The following is an 11,290-nucleotide window of genomic DNA, read 5'->3' as shown; positions in this document are numbered from 1 at the left end:
ATCAATTCCCCCTCTTTTTCAATCTTAAAAAATTCATGTTTAGATCGTAGATAATTTGTATTTCCCTTAATGAACTTTGGTTGGTAGATTTCCATTCGTCGAACAACCTGAACAATTTTTGGATAATTCCAAATATATTCCACTTTCCATTCCATGAATTCCAGACAGCGTATCCATTTTCCTCTATATGGCAAATTTCTCTTGACCTCATGCATAAAGACCAGAAAGATAAGTGTAAAAGTTTCAAAAACTGGATGTTGGTATAAATAACTGTATTCTGCTGTGAATATGATAATTTTTCGAAAGAAAGCAATTTCTCAAGATTTCTTTGATTCAAATTTCCTAATGAACCTCTGGCTTTCAAAAATCTTGTTTCAAACAAATAATCTCCTTTGATGCCATCTTCAATTTTCTCCAGGACGAATGCGGGCTGCGAATCAATGACATATATGTCTATTGGCAATACAATTCTACCACCGGGTTTTAGCTGTTTGATCCAGGTATATGGAATATTATCCGCAGCTACGGTGACAATAATTGCGTCATAGGGTGCGTATTTTTCGCAACCGGATGCCCCATCATCATTAACGAAAATAACATTGTTTATTCCCAGCTCTCTGGCGGTTTTCTCTGCATAAAGCAGAAATTTTTGATTGTATTCTACAGCCACTATCAACCCATTTTCCTTAACGATTTGAGCCATAACACAGGCGTTATAGCCTGTTCCAGAACCTATTTCGAGTACCTTCATACCACGGCAAAGATGTGCAATTTTCATAAAATATGCCATCAAAGAAGGTTGACTCGATGTAGAATATTCATCCTGATCTTTCATTGTAACGATTACCTGGTCCGAATAAACAACTTGCGGAGGATATTCAATCTGAGAAAATCTTTCTCTTGGAACTTTTAAAAAGCCGCTGAGGATATTTTCATCGTCTATACCAGCTATTCGAATATCATGTGTAAGTTTTTCCCTCCAGAAAAATTCACACATCTTTCACACCCAGTCAAATTATACTCCTCACTCATTCCTCCAACATGAGCTTTATTTTTTCGAGTGTTTCTTCCGGATCTCTTCCAAATACCCTTATCATTGCTTCCTTTCCCCACCATCCTTCATCGTATATTATGTCTGGAGGAGATTTCAGCTTTGAAATTGCCTGTTCTATCATCCATACCATTGACTTACCTTCATTTTTTTGTATTTCTTCTGGTTCTTTTGATCTATCGTGGTGATAAATTTTCAATCCTTTTTTCTTTGCCCTGTCTATGTATTCTTTTTTGAATCTCACGTTCACAGTACACCTTATATGAGGGAAAAATTTCATCATCGTTACTGTCATACGTGATGTGTGTGATTTATCATTGAAAGATGCCGCAGACACGCTTACTGCTGTTCCACTTTTCAGACGAAGTCTTCCGGGAAACTTTCCCACTTCAAACTCATCTTTTGCCCATGGTAAAGCAAAAGATACGTTTTGACCAACCTCCGGCACAGTTAGATGTCCTATTTCAAGATAAAACGGTAATATTTCGTCCAATGTACTCAATACATCATATCTATGCCATTCTCTGGCAACTTTCTCTGTTTCGACAATTTCATGAGATTTTTCGAGAATCTTTCTAACAAGCTTCATTGATGATCTGATAGATTCCTCAATAGGATACCCCAAATCGAGAAAACCGGCTACTGCCGTAGAAAAAGCACATCCTGTTCCATGAAATTCTCCACGCACCCTGCTTGTTTCGAAAGTTTTATCTTTGTAAATAACTTTAATCTGGCTATTATTTTCATGACCACCAGTGATTATGAAATGCTCTTTCTTTCCTATTTTTTCGGACTCTTCATTGTTTAACACAACGTAATCTGCGTAATTGACAAATTTTTTCACTTCTTCGGAATCCAAAAACTTGAATCCTGACGAAGATTCAAGAATCACATTCCAGATGATCATAGAGCCTGGAAACAATTCACGAAGATTTTTCACAACTTCAGGTAATGCAAGTCCAACTTTGATTACTCTGGGGGCAGGAAGAACTTCTAACTCTTTCCTAATGTCTTCCCATTTTCTAAAATTAACCGCAAAAACTCTTTGCTCATTTTGAGTTGTAAAAGCTGAAACTATCCCATATGCTCTGATTCCCATTACAGATGAGATTTTTATGTCTTGGAGAAGCCCTGCGCCTGCAGATGGATCTAAACCTGAGATAATTAACATTACAATTCCCTCCAGTATTTTAAAAGTCTTTCAAGCCCATTTTTGCACTCTGTGGTTGGCTCTATTACAAAATCTACGTTCATATCTTTTATAAAATTTAATATTTCACGAAACCTCTTTGAATTTCCCCAGGGAGCATGGTGGCACATTTTGTAAGTTTCGAGATCTGCATAATAGATGTGAAACTCGCTGATTTTATCTGAAAGAAGTTCTACAAAATTCACCGGAGAAAAACCGTACAATTCTGAATCTATAAGAAGGTGCCCTATATCCACACACATCGTGCTATTCGTATTTTCCAGAAAAAATTTGTAATCCTTTGCTTCATGAAAATGATCATTTCCATAAATGTTTTCAATGCGAATAGGAATCAAAGTTGAGAGATTACAGAATTCGCTTTCTACCTCCCTGTATATGGGTAGCCAGCTCTCTTTTTGAAAAGCGTTTGGAAAGTGTACCACCATATATTCTGCTCCAATTTTTTTCGAAAGCTCGGCACATTTTCTGTTTATGGAAAAAGTATCTGATCTCTCTTTTATATTTAAAGAAGTTGGAGCAGGATGGTAAACATATCTATAAATAAACGGTGCGTGAACACCAAATTTTTTATTCTTAAAAAAAGAGAGTATTGTTCCTAAATCTTCCTGCTTGAAAAATCCAAGTTCATATAAATCAGCATCTGGCAGAGTTGTCAAAAGGTGCGGATTACTTCTTATGATGCTTGTGGAAACGCCTTTTCTCAAAAAAACTCCTCCACGATTTTTATTGCACAGAAAGGGCCACACATAGAGCAACCTTCATGTAAATAAGGCCTTTCTTTATATTTCTTCCTCGCCAAATCTTTTCCAAGTGACAATTTAAACATTTCTTCCCAGTTGAAATTTTTTCTTGACAATGCCATTTGTTTCTCTAACCACCATGCCTTTCTGTTTCCACGTGCTAAATCCGCAATGGCAGCGGCTATTTTGGATGCTATCACGCCTTCTCTCACATCCTCAATTGTTGGAAGAGATATATGTTCTGAAGGAGTTACATAGCAAAGAAAATCTGCTCCATAGTAACCTGCCAGAGCCCCACCAATAGCACAGGCAATATGGTCATATCCCATAGCTCTATCTGTTGGGAGTGGTCCAAGAAGAAAAATCGGAGCATCTTCTCCTATTTTTTTCATGAGTTTCACATTCAATTCCACTTCATTTAAAGGTATATGACCAGGGCCTTCTAACATCACCTGAACACCTTTTTCTCTTGCTTTTTCAACAAGTTCCCTCATTACAAAAAGCTCCTCGAATTGCTGTACATCACTCGCATCTAACACAGTCCCGGGTCTCATGCCATCTCCCAGGCTCAGTGTAATGTCGTAATCCTTAGCAATATCCAAAAGTTCATCGAAATACTCGTAAAATGGGTTTTCTTTGTTGTTTTTAATCATCCAGCCAGCTATGATTGCTCCTCCTCTGCTCACTACCTTCAAAATGCGTCCTGAATTTTTCACGTGTTCCAGAACTTTCTTTGTTATCCCAGCGTGTATTGTCATGAAGTCGATCCCATCCTCCGCATGGGAAATAACCATATTGAGAAAATCTTTTTCAGAGAAATCCACCACATTTTTCTTCAACTGGTAACTTTTCATAGCAGAGTCGTAGATAGGAACGGACCCCACAGGAACGGCTGAGAGATCTATAATAGCCTTTCTGATTTCTTTAAGATCGCCCCAGGTAGAAAGTACCATCAGAGAATCTGCACCATATTCAATCGCCACTCTGGCTTTTTCTTTCTCTTCTTCCAGTGAGAAAAAGGCCTGTGATGTTCCTATGTTCGCATTCACTTTTACGGTGAACCCTTCTCCAACTATCATGGGTTTTTCTATTTTGTGAAGCTTGTTCTTTGGAAGGACAGCTTTTCCATATGCCAATTTTTGCCGGATTACTTCTAAATTCATCTCTTCGTATTCAGCGACTCTTTTCATCTCCTCTGATGATGTTCCTTTTTGAGCTATTTCCATTTGAGTCATGATAATCACCTCAATTTTTCTTCTATGATCTGAGCTATTTTTTTGCCGGAAAGGATCATGCCACCAAATATGGGTCCCATTCGAGGACCACCATGTACAGCACATGCTGCCATCCCTGAGGCCATCAATCCCGGAAATATCTCACCTGTATTTTCTACGACGAATTGTTCAGCTTCATCAGCATTCATAGGTAACTCCATTTTCATTTCGATAAGCCCCCTTTTTGCCAGGAGTGATGCCACATTTGCTGGATGCCCTGTTCCATCTATAACGAAAGAGGCTTTCACAGTTATAGGATCGACATGCAATCCCAATCTCATGGTAGGCCCCCAATTTATAACTACACCACATACTTTTCCATCTTGCATAGCCACATCTTCAACAGAAATATTATTGAAAACAGTCGCACCAACCATAGTAGTTCTATAGAGAAGGGCTGAGGCAAAATGTACAGAATCAACCAGTACATGATTTTCTTGAATCACGTAAGTTATTCCTAATTCGTTCAGAAAATCTTCCAGTTCTTTTTCCAGAACAATCTCATTAAACATCATTCCTCCTCCCCAAATACCTCCCCCGGGCGTATTTTTCTCCTCAAATATTGCTACTTTAAAGCCTTTTTTCGCCAGTTCGTAAGCTGCTGTTAAACCACTTGGGCCTGCTCCAACTATCGCTACATCAAGTTCCAGAAAACTCCTTAATTTCTTGAAATACCTGTTAACTATTAACGTAGAGATCATCGTATCTTTCACAAAAATTCCTCCTTTTTTGAAATAAAAACCCCCGCACATACGGCGGAGGTTTTATATTCATTTTTCTCCATTCCCTCCGCCAGCATTACCTGGATCAGGTTCATTGGGTCGAGGACTTTCGTCCTCCTCTCAGCCCCAAAACAGGAGCTCCCCATGGAGAAAGAATTTATTCAATTTACAATTGAAATTGTAACTATTTCTTTTGGCAATATTGTATAATTAATGTGAACTTCTGAGGTGAAGGAATTTTTCTGACACCGAGGAAGGATGGGCTATGCAATTGATTGCCCCCTTTCTCGGTGCTAAAAGAGAAAGGGGGTTTTGTTTTGGAAAGATTCTACATAGTCAATATCATCGTTGAAGACAGACAAAATGCCTACAGGCAGGTCAACGAATTCCTTCACAATTTTGCCGAAGTAATAAGGTTAAGAGTAGGTTATCCTGTACCAGATGAAAACATAGCTATTATTTTGCTTGTGGTGAAAGCAAGCAATGATCTGATTGGTAGTATGAGCGGAAAACTTGGACAAATAAAAGGAGTGAAGGTAAAAACAATGCCTATTAAATGAGAGGTGAAATTATGTATACATTTGTTAAAAAGATACTCGATAGCGAATCATTTATCCCGCATGAAGAAATAAACAGGTTGTTATCTCTGACGAAAAATCCTGATAAAAAATACATAGAAGAAATACTTGAAAAATCTTTGAACAAAGAAAGATTAGATCTTTCAGAGACGGCAGCGCTTTTGAATGCTGAAAATCCCGAGCTTGTTGAAATGATATTTACCGCAGCAAAATCTTTGAAAGAAAAAATATATGGCAACAGAATTGTTTTGTTTGCACCGCTTTATATTGGAAATGAATGTATAAACAACTGCTCATATTGTGGTTTTCGAAGCGAGAATAAACAAGTTATCAGAAAAACTCTTACAGATGAAGAACTCACAAATGAGCTGTTTGCGCTGACTTCAAAAGGGCACAAAAGACTGATAGTAGTTTTTGGTGAGCATCCTGTGTATTCACCCGAGTACATTGCAAAAACTATAGAAAAAATTTATTCTTACAGAAACGGTAATGGTGAAATAAGAAGGGTAAATGTGAATGCTGCTCCACAAACAGTGGAAGGATACAAAACGATAAGAAATGCTGGTATAGGTACGTTTCAAATTTTTCAGGAAACCTATCATCTCCCAACGTATAAGAAATACCACAAAGCCGGCCCAAAATCATCTTATACTTACAGATTATTCGGCCTTGATAGAGCCATGATAGCCGGAATAGATGATGTTGGAATAGGTGCGTTGTTTGGTTTGTATGATTGGAAATTTGAAGTGATGGGATTAATGTGTCATACAAGACATCTTGAAGAAAGATTTGGCGTTGGACCACATACAATATCTTTTCCAAGAATAGAACCTGCTGTTGGAACTCCTTTAACAGAGAAGCCCCCGTATGCTGTCAGCGATTATGATTTCAAAAGGCTTGTTGCGATCATAAGGCTTTCTGTGCCATATACAGGTTTGATATTAACAGCAAGGGAAAAAGTGCAACTCAGAGATGAGGTGATAAAACTTGGCGTTTCTCAGATAGATGCAGGCTCCAGTATAGGCGTTGGGTCATATGCTCAGAAAGATCAGGAGATTGTCAGGAAAAGTCAATTTATACTCGGAGATACAAGAACCCTGGATGAAGTAATAAAAGAACTTGCTATGGAAGGTTATATTCCTTCTTTCTGCACAGCTTGCTATAGAGCAGGAAGAACTGGCCAGCATTTTATGGAATTTGCTATACCCGGTTTTGTGAAAGAATTTTGCACACCGAACGCTCTTTTAACTTTCAAAGAATATCTGATCGATTATGCCACAAATGAAACGAAACTTATAGGCGAGAAACTTATCGAAAAAGAGCTTCTGAAAATACCAGATTCGAGACGTGAAACTGTTAGAAAAATGCTTGTGAATATCGAGAAAGGCGAACGTGATGTCAGGCTGTAAGAAGATACTCGAACATATTTCTGAAAAGTTTCACTGCAAGGTGTGGGTTTGCAAAAAGGTTGGAAGAAGAATTTCCTTCATAAATGATCTTAAAGCGGGTATAGAAAAATTTGAGCCTCCTCAAGTTATTTGTGAAGATGACAGATACGTTGTTTTAGCTCAGATTGAAAAACCGAGTTCTGAGATGGTTGAGCTATGCTGGAAGGTGATTGATTGTGTTCGAAGGTGTTTTGAAGAAAATCCTGAACCATCCGGAAAAAGTTGATCTCGAAGAAATAGCATTTTTACTTTCAGATTCAAGAGTAGATGAAAAACTGTTTGCGCTTGCAGATGAAGTCAGGCAAAAATATATGGGAAAAGACGTGTATCTCAGAGGAATAATCGAATTTTCGAATTATTGTAGAAATGATTGCCTTTATTGTGGTATAAGAGCTTCAAATAGAAATGTGAAAAGGTACAGAATGAAAGCAGATGAGATAATTCATCGAGCAAGGGTAATTTATCAGATGGGGGTAAAAACAATCGTACTACAATCAGGGGAAGATCTTTTTTACGATGAAGAATCCATAGCGTATGTTATAAAAGAAATCAAGAAAATGAAAGTAGCTGTTACTTTGAGCATTGGAGAAAGGACGTATGAAGAGTACAGATATTGGAAAGAATCTGGAGCAGATAGATATCTCATGCGTCATGAAACTGCTGATGAACAGATCTATGAGAAGATGCACCCAGGTGATTCCCTTCAAAACAGAATAGAGCATTTGAGAAAACTCAAGCAGCTCGGGTATGAAATTGGGGCTGGTTCAATGGTTGGTTTGCCTGGTCAGAATGACTACTCGCTTGCGAAAGATGTTTTATTTGTTTATGAGCTTGATGCAGATATGGTGGGAATAGGACCTTTCATACCACACCCCAATACCCCATTGAGCAATTTTAAAGGGGGCGACCTCCAAAAAACTTTGAAATTAATAGCTTTAACGAGGCTTTTCTTACCGGACTCTAATATACCGGCAACAACTGCCCTGGGTACCATTCATCCATCTGGAAGACAGCTCGCACTTAAATGTGGTGCAAATGTAATCATGCCAAACTTTACTCCTTCTCCATACAGAGCTCAATATGTTCTTTACCCGGGAAAAATATGTATTTTTGAAAAAGACACAGCTTGCGGAGAGTGTACAAAACAGTTAATCAAGTCTGCAGGGTATTTCGTGAGTAACAGTCTTGGCTACAGGAAAAAGATTGCAACAGAATAAAGCGGGCACAGGCCCGCTTCAAGCGAGGATTTTTTCTATCTCAGCCATCACATCATCTGTGAGTTTTTCTTTCACTTCAACTGCTTTTATGTTTTCCTCGAATTGCTCCATTTTTGAAACGCCAAGTATAACGCTTGAAACATGTGGATTTTTCAAACACCACGCGATCGCCAGTTGAGAAAGAGTGCAACCAAGTTGCAGAGATATTTTTTGAAGTTTTTCAAGTTTTTCAAAAGTAGCCTGGCTGAACAGACCTGTTTCTTCAAATCTCTTTCTCAGCCATTCATATCTGGCAAGCCTTGAGTTTTCTGGTATACCCTTAATGTATTTCCCTGTTAATAATCCAGATGCCAGAGGGCTGAATGTAGTGAGACCCATCCCGTATTTTTCATAAATAGGCGCATATTCTTTCTCTACCCTTTCGCGTACGAGCATATTGTATTGAGGCTGTTCGACAACAGGCGGTATACAGTTCAATTGTTTTGCAGTTTGGTGAGCCCTTTCCAGTTCCTCTGCACTCCATTCTGAGGTTCCCCAGTAAAGTGCAAGTCCATTTCTCACAATTTGATCCATTGTCAGAACTACTTCCTCCATAGGTACTTCTGGGTCTGGCCTGTGGCAATAAATTAGATCAACATAATCCATTTGAAGCCTTTTTAAAGAGGCCCATGTACCTTCCAGCAAATGTTTGCGAGATAATCCTCTGTCATTTGGTCCATTTCCACCCCAGAAAATCTTTGTTGAAACAACAATGTCAGATCTTCTGTAGGCTTTTAACACTTCACCAAGCATTGATTCAGCTATACCATTTGCATAAGCCTCGGCAGTGTCAAAAAAATTGATACCATTGTTTACAGCTGCTTTGATAAGTGCTTTCGAAGTTTCCAGATCCAATTGATTGCCGAAAGTTATCCATGATCCAATTGATAACTCACTTATTTTTAATCCCCATTTTCCAACTTTTCTGTATTCCATAATTGCACCTCCTTTGTTCGTTAAACTAATTATACCAAATTTATCCGAATTTAGATAGGTCCTGAATATTGAGCCATATTTAATAATATCTGAGATTTTCATATAAATTTTGTGGAAACAATATTCTTGGTATAAAATAGCCAAGAGTGGAGGTGTTAAAAGTTTTGGATTTTCTTTCATGGTTAGTTGTTTTAAGCACACTCGCGACAGTCGCTTTTGCCTGGGGCGTTTTTCTTTCAAACCTCGGGCGGATTCCACAGAAATCTGAAGAGTATGAAAAACTTGAAGATAGAATTTTACAATTGATGGGGCAATTTCGGCATATGTCAGCTATCAGATTGAATATGCTTGATAAAAAGATAGAGGAAATGCGAAAACTTATAAAAGAAGCAAATTCTCTTTATGGAAAGCTTTGTGTTCAAGAAACGAAGCTTGTTGATAAAGCTTGCGAATGTGATTCAAATGTTGAAACAGAACTTTATGATAAAGAACCTGAATCACATGAGTTTGAGCATGAGGAGGCCACTGATTCTGAAAATAATACTTCCGTAGAGAGAAAAATATTACTCCTTTATCAGGAAGGAAAAACAGAACAGGAGATAGCAAGATCGCTCGGTATAGGAGTCGGGGAAGTGATGCTCATTCTCTCACTTTTCAGGCACCGAACTGATCATCAGTGACGATTTCAATCAGTATACTGGCAATATTGGGATCAAGCACTGTTCCAGACATTTCTTTGATCATTTCTATGGCTTTTTCTTTGGGATATGAATCACGGTAAGGTCTTGCACTTGTCAAAGCTTCATATACATCCGCTGCTGCTATTATTCTTGAAGGAAGAGGTATTTCTTCGCCTTTTAAGCCATCCGGGTATCCCATTCCATCCCATCGTTCATGGTGATGCCTCACCCATTTAGCCTCTTTTCCTTTCAAACTGTTAACGGTTCTGAGAAGTTCTTCTGATTTTGTTGGATGAGTTTTTATGACTTCGAACTCTTTGTCAGATAATTTTTCAGGCTTGTTCAATATGTAATCTGGAACACCTATTTTTCCAACATCGTGAAGTATACATGCGGTTCTTATTCTTTCACACTCTTTTTCTGAGAGCCCCAATTTTTTGGCTATGAGGTAAGCAAGCCTGGATGCCTTTTCACTGTGGCCACTTGTGTACAAATCTTTCAATTCTAAACTTTTCACCATTAATTTAAGATTTTCGAATTTTGACTGCTGGTATTCACTTCTGAAAAGATTTCCAAGTTGAATAGCTAAAAAAGCTCCGAAGATTAATGGGATGGATAGTAAGTCAATAAAATTATACAAAACGTAGGCAAGAGCAATTAAAGGAAGAGACATGAATGCACTTAAAAAAGGTACTTTTATGGTATTGACGAAGCTTTTTTGAAAAGTGTAATCTGTTGATAGGGTTATAACGATTGTAAATAAAAAAGAATTACAAAGCATGTACAGAGTTGCTACCAGTAGTACAAACCACATATCTATTGTAGTGTTGCTTGTTTTTAAGTAATTGAATACGCTGGAAGAAATGGAGATAGCTATGCCGATTTGGGATATATTGAATAAGTATTTAAGGATATTTTTGCTTCGCGCAAAAAATATACCAGAAACAATTACAGCCAGTGATGATATTATCATAGCTTCATGCAAAGGAAGAATGCATGCCATTACCACATTGATAACTAATCCACCCGTTAGTCTAACGTTACTCGAAGAAATCTTCAGCACAGAGAAACCTACAACCTCGAAAGCTATCGCCAAAGCAAGAAAAACAAAAAATTCTGAATCGTTTCTCAAAAGTTGTTTGTCAAAAAGAATTGAACCAGCAAATATAGCTAAATAAGAAAAAAAGAGCATAAAGATATAAAATTTGAGTGTGATTTTATCTCTCATAGTTTTCCACCAACTCCGCTTTCTTTGCCGGGGCAGAATTTTTTTGCATTTCTTCTTACCACCACTCTATATTTCCGACTGCAGAGATCAAGAGAGCGAGGAAACTTCCCATGATCAGGAAAACTTTCCACAGTTTTTTCATCATAACCCCCCCTATGTCTCAGAGT

11 protein-coding genes and 1 riboswitch are annotated in these 11,290 nt (G+C 38.0%); of the genes, 4 read left to right on the top strand and 7 right to left on the bottom strand.

From position 1 onward, the window contains the following. Nucleotide 1: 1 nt before the first annotated feature. From TLET_RS09015 to TLET_RS08995, 5 genes are read right to left on the bottom strand one after another with little or no spacing between them, the layout of a single operon-like run. Nucleotides 2–997 carry a protein-L-isoaspartate O-methyltransferase gene (locus TLET_RS09015; RefSeq protein WP_012003784.1) on the bottom strand — a complete coding sequence of 332 codons (996 nt, stop codon included), beginning with the start codon at nucleotides 995–997 and terminating at the stop codon, nucleotides 2–4. Nucleotides 998–1,028: 31 nt separating this feature from the next. After that, nucleotides 1,029–2,222, bottom strand: a complete 1,194-nt coding sequence (locus TLET_RS09010; protein ID WP_012003783.1) for a thiamine-phosphate synthase family protein — start codon at nucleotides 2,220–2,222, stop codon at nucleotides 1,029–1,031. Next, nucleotides 2,222–2,965 carry a sugar phosphate isomerase/epimerase family protein gene (locus TLET_RS09005; RefSeq protein ID WP_012003782.1) on the bottom strand — a complete coding sequence of 248 codons (744 nt, stop codon included), beginning with the start codon at nucleotides 2,963–2,965 and terminating at the stop codon, nucleotides 2,222–2,224. The genes TLET_RS09010 and TLET_RS09005 overlap by 1 nt, the downstream gene beginning before the upstream one ends. Beyond that, on the bottom strand, nucleotides 2,962–4,236 hold the full coding sequence (thiC, locus tag TLET_RS09000) for a phosphomethylpyrimidine synthase ThiC (protein ID WP_012003781.1): 1,275 nt from the start codon (nucleotides 4,234–4,236) through the stop codon (nucleotides 2,962–2,964). The genes TLET_RS09005 and thiC overlap by 4 nt, the downstream gene beginning before the upstream one ends. Nucleotides 4,237–4,241: 5 nt before the next feature. Further along, nucleotides 4,242–4,988 carry a sulfide-dependent adenosine diphosphate thiazole synthase gene (locus TLET_RS08995; protein ID WP_012003780.1) on the bottom strand — a complete coding sequence of 249 codons (747 nt, stop codon included), beginning with the start codon at nucleotides 4,986–4,988 and terminating at the stop codon, nucleotides 4,242–4,244. A gap of 53 nt (nucleotides 4,989–5,041) precedes the next feature. Beyond that, a riboswitch (TPP riboswitch) is annotated at nucleotides 5,042–5,152 on the bottom strand. 162 nt (nucleotides 5,153–5,314) lie between these two features. Here TLET_RS08995 and TLET_RS08990 point away from each other — a divergent pair. From TLET_RS08990 to hydE, 3 genes are all read left to right on the top strand, one after another. Further along, entirely contained in the window at nucleotides 5,315–5,557 is a 243-nt protein-coding gene (locus tag TLET_RS08990; RefSeq protein WP_012003779.1) for a TM1266 family iron-only hydrogenase system putative regulator, read from the top strand. Between the two features lie 11 nt (nucleotides 5,558–5,568). Next, nucleotides 5,569–6,984, top strand: coding sequence for a [FeFe] hydrogenase H-cluster radical SAM maturase HydG (gene hydG, locus TLET_RS08985; RefSeq protein WP_012003778.1), 1,416 nt, complete (start codon nucleotides 5,569–5,571; stop codon nucleotides 6,982–6,984). Between the two features lie 215 nt (nucleotides 6,985–7,199). Further along, entirely contained in the window at nucleotides 7,200–8,240 is a 1,041-nt protein-coding gene (hydE, locus tag TLET_RS08975) for a [FeFe] hydrogenase H-cluster radical SAM maturase HydE (RefSeq protein ID WP_012003776.1), read from the top strand. Nucleotides 8,241–8,258: 18 nt separating this feature from the next. Here the strand turns inward: hydE and TLET_RS08970 are convergent, their stop codons facing one another. Next, nucleotides 8,259–9,215, bottom strand: coding sequence for a potassium channel beta subunit family protein (locus TLET_RS08970; RefSeq protein WP_012003775.1), 957 nt, complete (start codon nucleotides 9,213–9,215; stop codon nucleotides 8,259–8,261). A 164-nt stretch (nucleotides 9,216–9,379) separates the two neighbouring features. On the opposite strand from TLET_RS08970, the gene TLET_RS08965 reads away from it, so the two are divergent. Next, nucleotides 9,380–9,895 (top strand): DUF6115 domain-containing protein, encoded by a 516-nt coding sequence (locus tag TLET_RS08965; protein WP_012003774.1) that lies wholly within the window; start codon nucleotides 9,380–9,382, stop codon nucleotides 9,893–9,895. On the opposite strand, the gene TLET_RS08960 is transcribed toward TLET_RS08965, so the two are convergent. Further along, complete coding sequence (locus TLET_RS08960; protein WP_012003773.1) at nucleotides 9,870–11,123, bottom strand: HD-GYP domain-containing protein; 1,254 nt, start codon at nucleotides 11,121–11,123, stop codon at nucleotides 9,870–9,872. The genes TLET_RS08965 and TLET_RS08960 overlap by 26 nt on opposite strands. Nucleotides 11,124–11,290: the final 167 nt, after the last annotated feature.

The organism is Pseudothermotoga lettingae TMO (genome assembly GCF_000017865.1).
In the GTDB taxonomy this organism is placed as follows: Bacteria; Thermotogota; Thermotogae; order Thermotogales; family DSM-5069; genus Pseudothermotoga_B; species Pseudothermotoga_B elfii.
This window is presented reverse-complemented; position numbering and strand designations above follow the sequence as displayed.